Origin of the sequence: Glutamicibacter sp. B1, assembly GCF_039602135.1 — a bacterium.
Lineage (GTDB): Bacteria > Actinomycetota > Actinomycetes > Actinomycetales > Micrococcaceae > Glutamicibacter > Glutamicibacter ectropisis.
On sequence record NZ_CP125942.1, the window covers coordinates 265,887 to 281,661 of the forward strand.

14 protein-coding genes are annotated in these 15,775 nt (G+C 55.5%); 11 read left to right on the top strand and 3 right to left on the bottom strand.

The genetic code is table 11. From position 1 onward, the window contains the following. Positions 1-9 precede the first annotated feature (9 nt). Positions 10-1,104: an alcohol dehydrogenase family protein gene (locus QMQ05_RS01295; RefSeq protein WP_345472341.1), complete on the bottom strand. Its 1,095-nt coding sequence runs from the start codon at positions 1,102-1,104 to the stop codon at positions 10-12. Between the two features lie 173 nt (positions 1,105-1,277). Here QMQ05_RS01295 and QMQ05_RS01300 point away from each other — a divergent pair, with 173 nt between their 5' ends. Together QMQ05_RS01300 and QMQ05_RS01305 are read left to right on the top strand one after the other, a co-directional pair. Continuing rightward, positions 1,278-2,054: an IclR family transcriptional regulator gene (locus QMQ05_RS01300; protein WP_345472342.1), complete on the top strand. Its 777-nt coding sequence runs from the start codon at positions 1,278-1,280 to the stop codon at positions 2,052-2,054. Positions 2,055-2,137: 83 nt separating this feature from the next. Continuing rightward, entirely contained in the window at positions 2,138-2,932 is a 795-nt protein-coding gene (locus QMQ05_RS01305; protein ID WP_345472343.1) for an IclR family transcriptional regulator, read from the top strand. Here QMQ05_RS01305 and QMQ05_RS01310 read toward each other — a convergent pair. After that, complete coding sequence (locus QMQ05_RS01310) at positions 2,929-4,329, bottom strand: PucR family transcriptional regulator (protein ID WP_345472344.1); 1,401 nt, start codon at positions 4,327-4,329, stop codon at positions 2,929-2,931. The two genes, QMQ05_RS01305 and QMQ05_RS01310, sit on opposite strands and share 4 nt — an antisense overlap. A gap of 143 nt (positions 4,330-4,472) precedes the next feature. Between QMQ05_RS01310 and QMQ05_RS01315 the strand changes: the two genes are divergently transcribed. The 7 genes from QMQ05_RS01315 (at position 4,473) to QMQ05_RS01345 (ending at position 11,739) form a co-directional block, all read left to right on the top strand. Beyond that, entirely contained in the window at positions 4,473-5,972 is a 1,500-nt protein-coding gene (locus tag QMQ05_RS01315) for an MFS transporter (protein ID WP_345472346.1), read from the top strand. Between the two features lie 503 nt (positions 5,973-6,475). After that, entirely contained in the window at positions 6,476-7,861 is a 1,386-nt protein-coding gene (locus QMQ05_RS01320) for an LLM class flavin-dependent oxidoreductase (RefSeq protein WP_345472348.1), read from the top strand. Positions 7,862-7,875: 14 nt separating this feature from the next. Next, positions 7,876-8,412, top strand: a complete 537-nt coding sequence (locus tag QMQ05_RS01325) for a flavin reductase family protein (RefSeq protein WP_345472350.1) — start codon at positions 7,876-7,878, stop codon at positions 8,410-8,412. A gap of 5 nt (positions 8,413-8,417) precedes the next feature. Next, entirely contained in the window at positions 8,418-8,843 is a 426-nt protein-coding gene (locus QMQ05_RS01330; protein WP_345472352.1) for an ester cyclase, read from the top strand. A gap of 92 nt (positions 8,844-8,935) precedes the next feature. After that, positions 8,936-9,724: a 2-keto-4-pentenoate hydratase gene (locus tag QMQ05_RS01335; protein ID WP_345472354.1), complete on the top strand. Its 789-nt coding sequence runs from the start codon at positions 8,936-8,938 to the stop codon at positions 9,722-9,724. Between the two features lie 12 nt (positions 9,725-9,736). After that, on the top strand, positions 9,737-11,191 hold the full coding sequence (locus tag QMQ05_RS01340; RefSeq protein WP_345472356.1) for an aldehyde dehydrogenase (NADP(+)): 1,455 nt from the start codon (positions 9,737-9,739) through the stop codon (positions 11,189-11,191). A gap of 188 nt (positions 11,192-11,379) precedes the next feature. Next, entirely contained in the window at positions 11,380-11,739 is a 360-nt protein-coding gene (locus QMQ05_RS01345) for a hypothetical protein (protein WP_345472358.1), read from the top strand. Positions 11,740-12,163: 424 nt separating this feature from the next. Here QMQ05_RS01345 and QMQ05_RS01350 read toward each other — a convergent pair whose 3' ends face one another. Continuing rightward, positions 12,164-13,660, bottom strand: coding sequence for an MFS transporter (locus QMQ05_RS01350; RefSeq protein WP_345472360.1), 1,497 nt, complete (start codon positions 13,658-13,660; stop codon positions 12,164-12,166). A 208-nt stretch (positions 13,661-13,868) separates the two neighbouring features. Between QMQ05_RS01350 and QMQ05_RS01355 the strand changes: the two genes are divergently transcribed. Continuing rightward, on the top strand, positions 13,869-14,645 hold the full coding sequence (locus QMQ05_RS01355) for an HpcH/HpaI aldolase family protein (protein WP_345472362.1): 777 nt from the start codon (positions 13,869-13,871) through the stop codon (positions 14,643-14,645). Positions 14,646-14,655: 10 nt separating this feature from the next. Continuing rightward, positions 14,656-15,762, top strand: a complete 1,107-nt coding sequence (locus QMQ05_RS01360) for a mandelate racemase/muconate lactonizing enzyme family protein (RefSeq protein WP_345472364.1) — start codon at positions 14,656-14,658, stop codon at positions 15,760-15,762. Positions 15,763-15,775 lie beyond the last annotated feature (13 nt).

The following is a 15,775-nucleotide window of genomic DNA, read 5'->3' on the forward strand; positions in this document are numbered from 1 at the left end:
TCGTGTTACTTAGTTGACGGATGGTGGAACGAGCACGAGTTTTCCCATGTGCTTCTTTGAGAGGAAGTCCTCCTGGGCTTGGGCGATGTGAGCGAGTGGATAGACCTTGGAAACGTGAGGTTTGATTTCATCGCGTTCGATATAACCGATGAGGTTCTCGAAAATGTGGTCATCTTGGAAAGTGCACCCCAAGATGCGCAGATCATTGAGGTAGATGGTGCGCAGGTCCACCTGTGTCATTGGACCGCCGATTGCCCCGGCGATAGCGTAGCGTCCTCCCTTGTGCAGAATAGATAGGCGTTCATTGACACCCTCGCCACATACAACATCCAGCACGACGTGTACCTTGCTGGTTAGTGCTGAGGGCAAAACCGAGTTCCGATCCAGTACCTCGTCAGCCCCCTGCGCTTTGAGCGCTTCAGCTTTGGTGGGGGAGCTGAGCGCAATGACGTGGGCTCCGCGACGCTTAGCGAGCTGCACTGCTGCCAGGCCCACCCCACCCGAAGCTCCGGTAATGAGTACGCGCTCACCATCGATGACATTTGCGCGATCCAGCATCAACTCAGCAGTCGAATAGGCGCAAGGTACGGCGGCTAGCTGCTCGTCGGACCAGTCGCTGTTCACCGCGTAGGTTTCGCGAGCTGGCGCCGTAGCGAATTGAGCGAAGCCACCGTCGCACTCGCTACCGAAGGTCCAGCACTCATAAGACCTGTAGTCCACGCCGGTACGCAACATGTTTCGCACCAGTACCCGTTGGCCAATGCGGGACTGGTCTACGCCTTCACCCACCGCGACGATATAGCCACAGGCATCGGCACCCTGAATGCGTGGGAAGCCTAGTGGGGTTCCTGACCAGCTGGCATCCTCATTGTCGGTGTTGTCGAATCCCGCGGCTCCTCCTTCTTCGGTGGCAACGTTAATTTGTTTGGAATACCAACCGATGCGGGTGTTGATATCCGTGTTGTTCACTGCTGAGGCTTTAACCTCGATAAGCACTTCGCCTGCAGCTGGTTGAGGTACCGCAACATCTGTGCGGTAGTCGAGCTTTTCTAAACCGCCGTTGCCGATGAGCAGTGCTGCAGCCATGGTTTGTGGAATGCGCAATTTTCAGTCCTTGTGGAAGTGTGTGATCATATTTTCACGTGTTCAAAATGTGAACGCTTGCGTTCGGTTTATGAACGCTAGAATTCAATCTAGATTTTGTCGTAATTCGTGTCAAGAGTTTCAAAGTTCCGTATGGAAAAATTTAATTTGAGCTTGATTAAAGAGGAGCTGAGATGAGTGGGGATAATGAAGCCAGTACACTGGCCAATAAATCGGTGCTCAAAGCACTGGCAGTGCTGACGGCGTTGGGTGACTATCCCGATGGGGCAAGTGCGACCGATCTGGCCGAGGCTACCGGTACTTCAAGGCCCACAGTCTTCCGCATGTTACTTAGTCTGGAAACAGCGGGGTATGTAGAGCGCACCGGATCCACTTATCGGCTCGGGTGGGAATTGGTTAGGCTAAGCCGGCTTCCGCATCTAGACCGTGGTTTATCGGCGAAGTTGCAGCCCATACTCAACAAATATGCGCAGCAAGTGAATGAACCAGTGAACTTTGCCCTGCGCGGTTCGCGGGGATCCTTCGATATTGTGGCCGAAGGAATATCGAACCGCTTCTTGACCACCGAAGAGCAATTTCTTGGTAGCCAGTTTCCGCCACATGCCAGCAGTACCGGCAAGCTCATGCTCAGCGAGCTGCCCGATGCCAAAGTGCTGAAGTTATTGCCAGCACGCCTAGAAAAATTCACTGAGCAAACCATCACCAGCAGGAAACGGCTACTCGAAGAACTGACCCTCGTGAGAAGCCAAGGTTACGCAACTCTAGATAATGAACTTGAGATCGGGCTATTTTCGCTCAGTGTTCCGGTACGCCGAGCATCAGGGTTGCTCATCGGGGTCATGGCTGTCTACGGTCCGAGCGAGCGATTGAAACTTCATGGGGTCCCGAACTTGGTGAAGCTGTTGCAGGAAGCGGGTGCGGAAGTTCTGGAATCTATTGATGGAAACTGACTGGTTTGTTCATTGAGCGGACATGAACCGCTCGATTCAAGTTAGGGTTGAAGTAGTCAACTTGAAAGGTAACAACCACGACCATGGCTGAAACCGAAACAAAACCCTCCGCCGGGGTGGCCGCAAACCGATCCGTTTCCCGTGCTATCTCCATTCTGCGCGCTATGGCCGCCTCACCAAATCCGATGAATGTGACCGAAATTGGGCTCAAGGTCGGATTGCCACGCGCTACCACCTTTCGCCTGTTGGTGACCCTTGAAGAGGAGGGGTTCGTCGATCGCCAGGAAACGCTCTACACACTCGGCTGGGACTTGGCTCGCATCGCACAGGACGTGGACCCATCTTCTGGACTGGCTTCACGCGTGCAGGGCACAGTGGCAGAAATTGCTGATGAGCTGGGGGAGACCCTGACACTAAGCCTCCGTCGAGGGCGCTACGATTTGGACCTCATAGTGCAAGAGAGCCCCCGCGCTATCGGCGTAACTATGTCGGATATGCACGGAATGAGATGGCCCTTGCACGCAGCGGCCACCGGAAAACTCCTGCTGGCGGACTTGGACAACGACGAAATCAAAGTTGCGACTAATAACAAGCTTGAGAAGCTGACCTCCGCCACGATTTCCACGTATCCCGCACTGATGAAACACATCGAGACGGTGCGCGAGCAAGGTTGGGCCAGCACCATTGAAGAGCTGGAAGAAGGAATTATTTCTTTCGCCGTACCGATCTACGGAAAGACCGGTCACCTGCTGGCCACGCTAGCCTACATCGCGCCACGCCTGAACATCGGCAGCGTCAGTGTCGAGGAAGAAAAAATTGAAGCACTCAAAGAAGGCGCACAGCGCCTCACCCAGCGGATCGTCTCGTTGGTGAATTAGATTTCATCTGAGGTTTCACCCTGCATCTGCCAGGCCTGGCGCGCTAGCCAAAGCTCCGCAAGGTCGCTAACCTTTTTTAGCTGATGTCCGGTGATTTCTTCTGCTCGTCGAATGCGGTAAGCCAAGGTCTGGCGGTGGACACTTAACTGCGTGGAGGTTAGTTGCCAGTTCAGATCGTTGTCCAGCAAGAGGAACAGCGAATCGCGTAGCGTGATCACTGAGGGCTTAGTCCCTGCCAGTGGTCCAAGCACTGAACGGACGATTTCTCGTGCCTCCGTGCGTGAACGGGCCAGCAAGGAGATTCTTTCTCCTTCAAATTCCGTCCAGGCATTATTGGTTCGCAGGCTCACCTCCATGGCATTGACGGCTTCGGACGCGGCTCCCGTCAGGTCAGCTGGATCCAATCGTTCTGAAGACAGGCCGGCCGGAATGCCTAGTTCCGCATAGATCGTTCTCGCTTGCTTTAGCTCGGCGGTGCTGATCATCGTCAGTGAAGCCCCATTCATCTTCATTGATAGGGGAGCAACTTTCGAGAGAGCCAGACCCAGCACCAAGCGGTGATGATGCTTTTCCGGGGAAGCCAATATTCGGTATGGCCCATCGGGGATCAGCGTGCGTTGCGAAGCGGTGCGGGTATCGAGTTCCTGACGTCTACGCTGGGCGGTGACAGCCGCTTCTCCACTGGCAATATCGGTGAGGGCTTCTTGGAGTATGGCATTGGCGTCTACGGTCAGTACCTGTTTGAGATGAACCAGCGACAATGCATCGAGGTCGTGGCCATGGGTAATCTGAAGGGTTGCTGGCCGAATTGTATTGAGCACATGAGACTTTGCATGCGGTTGTGAGGCAATGTGAGTGCCGATAACGACACATCCCGTTTCGGTGTCTACTACCGAGGCCTCAACTCCGAATAATTCATGAACCCAGTTTCCTTGCCGTCGCTGGTCAGCTTCCTGTGCTGCAGCGACTTGGTAGATCCTTGACAATGCCAAGATGCTGCGTGATTGCTGGTTGCCATTGGCTGCAGCCACCAGCCGGGCGATGACAACAAAAGGTGTATTTTCGCCGGTGAGCAAGACGGGGAAGGAAAGTCGGTCTGCCTCAGCCAGCATCTCGGCCGAGAGTGGTGGCTGCATTCCGTCAGCACCGAAGGTCACCGCGACAACGCCTGATGAATTGAGTTTGCTGATGTAGCGACATTGTTCGGTAGGGTGCGCCGGAAAGTTCAGACCCATGGTCATCAGTAGCTCGCCCTCACCGAGCCATCTCCATGGGTCGGGCATCTCGCTGGTTTGTGCCCAGTCGAGGGATCTGCCCAAGCCAGAGGTGCCCGCCAAAACGTTGGTCTCAAGGCTCGGGTCGAGCGTCAAGTCACGAACGGTGAGTGCAGAGATCATGAATTTATCGTAGATGATGAAAATCGACCTTAATTCATTTCAAAGCACAGTATTGCACATCACATCTACTTCGTAGTCTGGTTCTCACGAGATAAGCCCCGAGCAATGATGCAGAGGCTTGCAAATTTCAAGGAGGGGCAGCGATGTCCGAAACTAGTTCACGACAAAGCCTGGCATTGCCGAAGACCACCCGCCGGTTACGCCCCGAAGACTGCATCATTGCAGACCGACAGGAGCTGAAACGGGCACAAATTGGTGCTGGCGTCGGTAACTTCATCGAGTGGTACGACATTGGTGTGTACGGGTATCTAGCCGTGACCATGTCCAAGGTCTTCACGGAAGGAATGGATGAAACCTGGGGGTTGCTGGTCACCCTCTTCGGCTTCGCTATCTCCTTTGTGGTGCGGCCAATCGGCGGAATGTTCCTCGGGCCATTAGGTGACAAAATCGGGCGTAAAAAGGTCATGTTCTTCACGATCTTGCTGATGGCAGGTGCCACGACGCTGATTGGTTGTTTGCCCAGTGCCGGAACTGCCGGGCTGTGGGTCATTATTCCGCTGTACCTACTGAAAATGGTTCAGGGCTTCTCCACCGGAGGCGAATATTCCGGCGCTTCGACGTATATTGCCGAGTTCTCGCCTGATAAGCGTCGTGCGTTTATGACCTCACTATTGAACTCTGGGGCGATGCTCGGCTTCGCCGCTGGTGCAGCCACCGTGGCAGCGACGACCTTCATTGCTGAGGCGAACTTTGGGCCTCAGGCCATGTTCAATGGAGGGTGGCGAATTCCATTCTTGATTGCACTGCCACTGGGTATCCTTGCCGTCTCCTTGCGAAGTCGTATTCCCGAGTCCCCAGCGTTCGAAGCTGTCCATGATATTCCTGACAGAGGAAATCCGGACTCGATTTTTGTTAGGCACAGTCTGCCTAAGGTGATCCGTATGTACTGGCCGCAAATCCTGGTGGGTCTTGCCATGATTGCCGCTGATGGCACGGCTTCCTACACATTGACTAGTTACATTCCAACCTATTTGGAAACTCAAGCTGGAGTCGCGGCGGCCCATACTGCACTGGCCTCCGTTGTGGTGCTCGTAGTCCAGGCTATTTTGATCCCACTCTTTGCAATTCTTGCTGACCGTCGTGGACGTCGATTGGTGTACCGCATTGCGACCATTGGCAACATCGCCTTGTTGTTCCCGGCCTTCATCATCATGCAGTCAGGAACTTTGGCGTCTTTGTATCTTGCTTTGACGCTAATCATGATTCCTTCCTCGGCGTTCTTGGCACTCACTGCCTGTTTCATGTGTGAATTGTTCCCGACGGCTTCGCGGTATACGGGTGTGGGCTTTACTCACAACTTAGCGGTGTCGGTCTTCGGTGGAACAGTCCCGCTCGTCTCACAGTCTCTCGTGCAGACCACCGGCAATATTTACACGCCCGCCATGTATGTCATGTTCTTCTCCATCGTGGCTCTCGGCGCAACCTTCTTCATGAAAGAAACTGCGCGTAAACCTCTGCTCGGTTCGGTGCCTGTAGTGGAAAGTCTTGCCGAGGCCGTGGCCCTATGCAATGGACAGGATAAGGACGAAAATCTTGATACCCGAACCATGCTTCTGGTCCCAATGCCAGCGGCAACCAAGTAGGAATCAAAAGGTTTTTCGGCGCTACTGAGCTGCTCCCCGAAAGCTGTTGTGACTTCTAAAGTCCGGCTTTCGGGGAGCTGTTTGGCTTAATCCTTCGGGAGTTTTTGAGTCATCAGCGGCTAAAAAGATGGCTGGCAAGCACCCTTAGTTGACTAGTGCGTCGAGTGAGGCGGTGTTTCTGCGTGTTTCAGATTACCCCGTTCTGTGAGGGTGCCATTCGTGGGTAGTGGGTGCTATCGCCCATGCTGATTTTCCACGCCGAGGAGTCTCGCTAAGTCGTCACTATGACATCCGCGGCACCGAGCTTTCTGCGTTTTACTTTGTTGACCTGCCTCTGCCTTGCGTCCAAATGGGCACTTTCTGGTCTTGTGACGGGTAACGCAACCCGACGTGACGCGGATTTCATTTTGAGCTTGACGCTGTGAAGAAAAGCACTCTATGCTGTGATCACTAAATAAACATATAGTTCACCTAGTGAACGGTAACCTGTAAAGGAAAAAGTCATGGCACAGCAGATGCGCGTCTTCGCATTCGACTTCAATGGCCCGGCGCACCTGTCGGCTGGTACCTGGTGCCACCCGACAGACCGCGGTCACGAGTACACGAGCCTGAAGTACTGGATCGAATACGCCAAGCTGCTTGAGAGGGCTAACTTCGACGGGATTTTCTTTGCTGACAACGACGGCTACCACGAGAACTACCGGGGTTCGGTAGCCGATTCCCTCAAGGACGCTGCGCAGATTCCCACCAATGATCCCGCCTACCTGATCCCAGCTATGGCAGCGGTCACCCAGAACCTCAGCTTCGGTGTCACCTCATCGACCGCCTACGATGTGCCGTACAAGTTGGCCCGAAAGTTCTCCACCTTGGACCACCTCACGGACGGCCGCATTGGCTGGAATGTCGTCACCTCCTACTCGACCGCTGCAGCCCGCAACTTGGCCAATCAGGAGCAGGTCGCAGCACACGCTGACCGCTACAACCGCGCTGAAGAATTCATCGACGTAGCCACGCAACTGTGGGAAGGCTCGTGGGAAGACGATGCGGTCATCGTCGACAAGGACAATGGCGTTTATGTAGACCCTTCGAAGGTTCATGACATCAACTACGAAGGCACTCACTTCACGGTTCCGGGCATTCATCAGTGTGAACCTTCCGCGCAGCGCACGCCGGTAATCTTCCAGGCCGGTGGCTCACCACGAGGAGTGGAACTAGCCGCAAAGACCGCCGAAGCGGTCTTCATGAACGCCATCGATAAGCCGACGCTCAAAAAGCAGGTTGATGCGCTACGCGAGAAGGCAATCGAGTTTGGCCGCGACCCAGAACATATCGCCACGTTGCAAATGATCACCGTGATTTCAGCAGCCACCGATGAAGAAGCGCAGGCGAAGTACCAGGAATATCTAGACCTTGTCTCCTACGACGGAGCCATGGCTCGTTACTCGGGGTGGACCGGACTGGATATGTCCACTTTTGACCCTGACAAGCCGCTAAAGGATGTTGAAGCCAAGGGCACTGCAACCATGCTGACCTTCTTCCAGAAAGTCGACGCAGACAAGGAATGGACCCCGCGTGATATTGCCGAATACACCGGCATTGGGGGGACCTCGCCAGTGATCGTGGGTGGTCCGCAGACCGTTGCCGACGAAGTGATTTCTTGGATGGAAGAGACCGGGGTATCCGGATTCAACATCGCCAACGCTGTGAAGTTCCAGGACATCAAGGACTTTACTGAGTTTGTCGTTCCGGAACTTCAGAAGCGTGGCGCAATGCGTACCAGCTTCACCGGTTCCACCCTGCGCGAGCACCTCTTCGGTGAAGGCGTTGCCCGTTTGCCCGAAGACCACCCAGGTGCTGCCTACCGCAAGCAGTCCACCGAAGCACGATAAGGAGCACGTGAACAATGTCGATCATCGTTACCCCGGAGACTCCGGAAATTGACCCGGCTGAATATCGCAAGATCTTCGGTTCCCTGCCCACCGGCGTCACGGCCATCACCGGTATGACCGCCGAAGGCAAGCCAATGGGACTGGTTGTAGGAACCTTCATGTCCCTGTCGTTGGACCCACCACTAGTGACCTTCTGCGTCGACAAGGGCTCAAGCACCTGGCCGTTGCTGCGTTCGCTAGGTCGCTTCACCGCCAATATTTTGTCAACCGAACAGCTACCGATCTGTCGGGCGCTCTCCCGCAAAGGCGAGGATAAGTTCGCCGACATCGATTACACCATCGGTGAGCACGGAACACCGCACATCACCGAGGCCACCGCCGTGATCGACTGCGAAGTCCTCTCAGAGGTCGTCGCTGGCGATCACTACATGATCGTGGGCGGCGTGGACTCAATGGTCTCTTCCGATGCGGACGCGTTGCTGTTCCGTGGCGGAAAATTCGGAGATTTTAACCTGTGGCCAGCCCCAGCTAATCCAGAAAAGAAAGGCTAACTATCATGTCAGCACTGTGTAATTCCATTCTTGATGCTTGGCAACGTGCCTGGGGCAACGGCGAAGTCGAAGCCTTTACTGGCCTTGTTGCCGAGAACTACAGTCGTCAGTCCAAGTCGGGGCAAGAGAGCATCGACGAGGTTATTGAACAGATCAACTCCCAACACAACGCCTTCAGTGATTACCGCATGGATATCCTGCGCGCCGTGGAAGGCGAAACTGAAGTGGCCATCTACTGGCGTAGCATCGGTCGGCACTCCGGGGAATATATGGGAGTGCCACCCACGGGTCGTGAAGTGGTAGTCACCGGCGCATCATTCATCCGCGTCGAGGACGGAAAGATCACCGACGAAGATGTCGTGTGGGATCCCCGCGAAATGCTCTCTGCCATGCGGATTGTCCACCTTGGCGATACTCGCCGCAAGAAATAGCCGTGCTTCGAACCGGCAGGGTAAAAGGTCCTAGACCTCCTTTTGTCTTGCCGGATCGTTGCCATTAACCAGATCACCGACGAAGGAACACCGTGCCAATCAATATTGCAGAAACCGCCCAGCGACTCATTGAGGCCAAAGCCAGCGGCACCCCCGTTGACACCTTGATCACCGAGGACATGGGGCCGAGTACCGAAGACGCCTTCCGTGTACAGCAGGAGTTAGTGCGCCGCGCTATCGAAGACGGCGATGCAGTTGCCGGCTTCAAGCTGGGCAATATTGCCAAAGCGATGCAGGACAAGTTTGGTGTGGACGAACCTGACTACGGTTATATCCTCGCCAGCCAGTTCTATCCAGAGAACCTAGCTATCAAGCAATCCGAATTCATTGAACCATTTATTGAACTTGAGCCTGGCTTTGTGCTGAAAAAGGACCTTTACGGCAAGCACGTGCACGCCGCGGAGGTTATCGCTGCTACAGACTTTGTGATCCCAGCGTTGGAGATCATTGACTCGCGGATCAAGAACTGGAACATTAGCCTCTTTGATACCTTGGCTGACAACGGTTCAATCGGCGGAATTCTCGTGGGTGGGCAGCCACGTAAGCTTTCCGAAGTTAATCTTGCCGATACGGTAGGCATCATCGAATACGACGGCAAAGAAGTTGCCCGGGGTAATACCAACGCTGTGTACGGTAACCCGATCGGAGCCATTGCCTGGTTGGTCCGCCGCATCTCAGCCTATGGTGTCGGTCTGAAAGCTGGACAGTTCATTCTTCCGGGCAGCTGCTTGGCTGCCGAGAAGATGATTCCAGGTACTTCCATCACCGGACGTTTCGAAGGTTGGGGCGAGCTGTCCTTCGAATACACCGCAACCAAGTAAGGAACGCTGATCATGGTTGAAGATACCACCGCACCACAAATCGAAGAGTACCTGCGCGCCAGCGATCAGGCCTTTGCTACTTGGTCGCAGACTCCTGCCGCAGAGCGCGCCGACGTACTAGACGTTGTTGCTGATGCCCTGGACGCTGCTGGCGAAACGCTGATCCCAGTCGCTATGCGGGAAACTAACCTACCCGAGGCCCGGTTGACCGGAGAGCTGAAGCGCACCACCTTTCAACTGCGTCTGTTCGGTCAGGTGTTACGCGAAGGCACCTGGTACGACGCCCGGATCGATCATGCAGACGCCGACTGGCCAATGGGTGCACCGCGTCCTGACCTGCGCCGAACCCACATCCCCTTGGGCCCGATTTTGGTGTTCTCCGCATCTAATTTCCCCTTCGCGTTCTCGGTAGCCGGCGGCGACACTGCTTCCGCGCTCGCCGGGGGCAACTCGGTGATTGTTAAGGCCCACTCGGGTCACCTAGAACTCTCTGCACTGACCGGTGAAGTAATCAACAAGGCACTGGCCGAGGCGGGGGCACCGGAGGGGCTGTTCCATGTCGTATTTGGCACCGAGGCGGGGAAGAGCGCCTTGCTGGATTCCCGGGTGAAAGGTTCGGGATTCACCGGTTCGATCCCAGGTGGACGAGCCTTGTTCGACCTGGCTAACTCCCGTCCAGAGCCGATTCCGTTCTACGGTGAGCTGGGAAGCAATAACCCGGTCTTTGTCACGCAACAGGCGGCAAAACTACGAGGCGAGAGCATCGCGTCCGAATTTATTGGCTCGTTCACCATGGGCGCCGGACAATTTTGCACCAAACCGGGCACGCTGTTTATTCCGCGAAACTCGGGCATGCGCGAAGCGTTGGCCACCGCAGCACTGCCGCAGGGCGCTAAGCTGCTGAACTCGCGGATCCAGTCCGGTTACGTGGAGGTGCTTGAAGCACTCTCTGGCCATGCTGCGACCGAGGTGCTCGTACAAGGATCGGATCCTTTGGCTGATCCACCGTCGCCAACTCTGTTGGTGACGAGCATCGAAGATCTACTGGCTGATCCGAACGCGCTGCAGGCAGAGTGCTTCGGTCCGACCGCGATGGTGGTGGAATACGACGACGAAGCGCAACTAGTTGCCGCAGCGAGCACTTTCGAAGGTCAGCTGACCGCGACACTGCAGGCCGAGGAATCAGATGACGTTGCACAGCTGGTGCGCGTTGTAGCGTCCAAGGCGGGACGGGTGCTGTGGAACCAATGGCCTACCGGAGTGTCGGTCACTTATGCGCAGCAGCACGGTGGACCCTACCCTGCAACGACCGCGGCCGGTTCGACGTCGGTAGGAACCGCAGCCATCGCTCGTTTCGTGCGGCCGGTGGCGTTCCAAAACTTCCCGCAACACTTGCTGCCTGCAGAACTGCAGGACGCGAACCCGCTGTCGAACCCTCGCTTGGTTGACGGCCGTCCGGTGTCCTGATGGGAACCACCATGCCGGTAAGAACAGCGCCTCCGGCTTGGGCTGTGCAACGGGTTAGTGCCGTGCTTGAGCATCAATCCGCGCGTGATCCCAAGGCCATCGCTCAACGGGCAGGACTGAGTAAGTCACTGACCAAGAGCTGTCTGTTCTACATATCCAAGGGCCGATAAGACCAAACCACCACCAGTTTGCATCCTGCAAACTGGTGGTGGTTTGTCGTTAACCTCAAAAAATCGGAGAACCTGCCACATGCTTATAACTTTGCGACGCTGCCTAGCAATGCTCCCGCCGTTAACGACAATCGTAGATTCCCTATGGTTGGTATCGGGCGTGCGAAACTTCGCCAGCTGGAACCGTCCTTTGCATTGACGGCGTCGGCATTCGTTGAATTGATTGGCTGCGCACAGAACCGAAAGGTCACGTTGCGTGCGCTGCGCTTCTTAGGAACGACGCACGGAGCATCGGAGTGCATCCTTGGAGATGCAGCAATTTTGCTGCTCGGGAACGGCTCGTACCGCGTCCTGCAGATCGGTGATGAATGCCGTTAATTCGCTTGTACTGAAGCCTATTTCTCAGGACTTCGTGGATTGAAGACGCCCGGATTACTGGCTGGTCATGCATGGCCAAGTGCCAATTACTTTGGCGGGGCAAAAATACTTTGAGAAAGACGAAGAGAGCCTGATATTCAATAGAAGTGTGCGCCAGCCAAAGTGCAGTTATTACCTTCGCCGAATCCCGAACTCGCCCGATATGAGCAAATGAGATGGAGCTGATTGAACAAGTCACTGGCTGGAGACTCCATCCAAATTTTTTTATTCGGTGAACGTCGCCTGCCACGGCATTTCAAGAGGCCGGCAACAAAATATCGACACATTCATGATTGCCTGCGTGGTAGCTGCCTTTGATCTGAAAAGACCGTCCCGGGGACCAACGCGGCATGCGCTGGTCCCCGGGACGGTCTTCGTAGAGTAACTATTTCTGTTTTGTGCTGGTAAGGATGGGGAACGTATTGGTATCAAGATCGGGATTCGTGTCTTGGCCTCCAGCCAAAACTTTGGCTTCTTCAAAGGAAGAAACCACCGGGAATGAACCGAGCAGTGGCTTTCGTGCGGTTTCCTTGAGGAAGAAGGTGGCAATGAGCGCAAGGAATGAGAAAAGCATGACGTAGAGTGCGGGCACGTACCATAGTCCGCCGGTGGCCTGCAGAAGCGCCTGGGAAACAAGGGGAGTTGTTCCACCAAAGACCGAGATCGCGATGTTGTGAGTGAATCCCACACCCGTATAGCGAGAAGCGGTAGGGAACAACTCTGACATAGCCACCGCGGTCAGTGACAAGAACGCGGAACTTGGCACCGAAACCATGAATAGGGCCATATACAGAGCGCCCATCGTGCCCGACTGCATAATCCAGAAGGCTGGAAGGAGTAGAACTAGGTTGCCGATAGTGGCCATGAAGTACACAGTCTTGCGTCCGTACTTGTCGGCTAGGAGGGCAAAAAGTGGAATCATTGCTGCCTGAATGAACAGGATGACTACGGCTGCCGTCGCCGTGTGTGCAGCGGCCACGCCAACCTCGGTCTCCAGATATGTCGGCATGTAGCTGGTCAGGGTGTAGGACGCGGTACCGTCAGCGGCGATCAAAGCGACGCCTACCAGGATGTAAGGCCAATACAATTTCAGTACCTTAGGCAAGGAATGCCGGATGAAGATTGAATCTGGATTGCCAGGATCCGGGATTTCTTGGGTGATTTCAAAAGCGGGAGATTCAGGCAATCGGCTGCGCAACGACACCGCGAGGATACCCAATGGCAGGGCGATTAAGAATGGGATTCGCCAGCCTCCATTGACCATGGCGTCCTCGCCCCATTGGGATTGCGTGAAAAAAGTTGTCAGTGCCACCACGCCGGCTCCGACTGCGAAACCCAGCTGTGAACCGACATTCAATAGTGAGGTCATGAAGGCGCGGCGTTTATCAGGGGAAAACTCTGCGATATAGGTCGAGGCCCCTGAGTATTCGCCGCCGGTGGAGAAGCCCTGGGCCATTTTCAGCAGGTATAGAGGAACAATGACCCACAGGCCCGCGGTTCCGGCACTTGGAAGGCAACCAATCAGCGTCGTGGCCAGCGCCATGAGCATGATGGTAAAAAACATGACCTTCTTGCGGCCAATCTTGTCACCTAGTGGGCCAAGGATCATGCCACCGATAGGCCGCACAATGAACGAGACTGCGAAGCCAAGCAGGGTGACCAGCAGCCCCCAGGTCTCATCCATGCCTTCGGTGAAAACCTTGGTCATGGTCACTGCAAGGTAGCCGTAAACACCGATGTCGTACCACTCAATGAAGTTACCGACTCCGGCGCCGATCTGAGCCTGACGCAGGGATTTTTTATCTGCGACGATGCAGTCTTCGGCCCGCAGTCGCCGGCTACCGCCGGTGATCCTGTTGCGATTAGTTGGGTTTTGGGACATGTTTCCGCCTTATCGGGAATTGCCTCAACGAGCCGGACCTTTCCCTGACTGGCGCCGTCGAGCAGTCGTATCGACCATGTATCGTTCACTAGATGAACTACTTGATTACTTGATGACCAATACAATATGCTTCCAAATGTGATCCAGTCAACCCACGCATGTAACCTGCGACTCATTGGTGGCTGGGGAATTAACCTAGGGAGTGAAAATGAAAATCCATGGCACCAGTGAACGCACCAGTGGCCAAGTACTACCTCGATTCGATCTCGAGCAAGCGGGGCCACTCTTTGGGTTGTGGAGTATTTTCCGTGAGCCGGCTGTCGTTGAGGTTTCTGCCGCCGAGGGGTTCGACTGGATCTGTGTTGACGGTCAACACGGCCACGCTGAGCTCGGTGACTACAAGGCGATCTTCGAAGCCGCCCATAATTTCGGTGTTCCATCCGGTGTGCGTGTACCGAGTCACGAGGTGGGCCATATCGGTCGTGCCATGGACGCTGGCGCACGGCTGATCATCATCCCCACCGTCGAAAGTGGTGAGCAGGCCAAGACTCTAGTGGAAGCTTGCCGATATGCTCCGCGTGGCAAACGCAGTTATGGTCCTACCCGCACCATCCCGCGCTACCCGAGCGAGGTCGTGGGTGCTGTGGAAACTGACCCAAAGGTCGCACTCATGGTCGAAACCGTGAAGGGTTACGAGAACCTCGACGAAATCCTGGCCGCGGGGCCCGACGCGATCTTTGTCGGTCCCTACGACCTAGCAATCTCCCACGGTTGGTCCTTGGAAGAGCTGACCTATGGAGACAAGCAATACGTGTTGCGTGACATCGCTGCCCGGGCTACTGCCGCGGGCGTGGTGCCGGGTCTGTATGCGGGCGATCTGGATTTGGCTAAGGCCATGGTGGAGATCGGTTTTAAGTTCATGCCCATCGCCACCGATGGTGCGCTGATCACCACCGCCGCACAATCCCTCTTAAACGCACGCTAAGGAGTTGTCATTGCGTATCGCTGAAATTGCTGTCTATTCGCACAACCTGCCGATTTCCAACGGCCCTTACGTCATGTCCCATGGTGAATTCAACGATGTGGACACCACCTTAGTGAAGGTCACCACGGATACTGGCCTGGTTGGCTGGGGCGAAACGTGCCCCATTGGACCGGTCTATCAGCCACACCATGCCGAAGGTGCCCGCGCAGCATTGCTGGCCATGGCTCCGGGGCTGATCGGGCAGGACCCGAGCGAGATCAAGAAACTACATCGTCGCATGGATGCGCTGCTCACTGGGCACCACTACGCCAAGGCTGCCATTGACATCGCCGCCTATGACATCACCGGCAAGCACTTCGGTGTCACCGTGGCTCAACTACTTGGAGGGGCAGAAGTTGACCGGGTTCCTTCCTACTACGCATTGAGCGTCGGTGACCCGGATACTATCGCTCAGGTTGCGGCCGAACGTGTGGCTCAGGGCTATCCACGCCTGCAAATGAAGGTCGGAGCTCGTCCGGTAGAACTAGACATCGAAACCGTGCGTAAGGTGTACGAAAAGGTTGGCAACAAGGCGAAGCTCGCGGTGGATGCCAACCGTAGTCTCAACAGTCGTGACCTGTTGCGCCTGAGCCGTGAGTGCATAGATGTGCCGATCATTTTGGAGCAACCGACCAGCTCCATCGAAGAAATCGCCCGAGTTCGTCCGATGCTGCATCATGGCGTCTTTATGGATGAGGCTGCCGATTCACTGTCCACCGTGATGCGGGTGATCGGCGAGGGGTTAGTGGATGGCTTCGGTATGAAGGTCACGCGACTCGGTGGTATCCAACCAATGACCGCTTTCCGGGATTTGTGCGAGGCAGTGAATCTGCCTCACACCGTGGATGACGCCTGGGGAGGCGATATTATCAACGCAGCCTGCGTGCAGGTCGGCGCCACCGTGAACCCGAAGAACCTCGAAGCGGTCTGGATTGCCGAACCGTACTTGACCGAGCACTACGACGATGCCAACCCCATCAAGGTTATCGACGGCTATATTAGGGTTCCCACTGGTCCCGGGCTAGGAGTCATCCCAGATGAGTCGAAGTTCTCGGTCCCCGTGGCCGTGATCAACTAGCCGCTATGTGAAT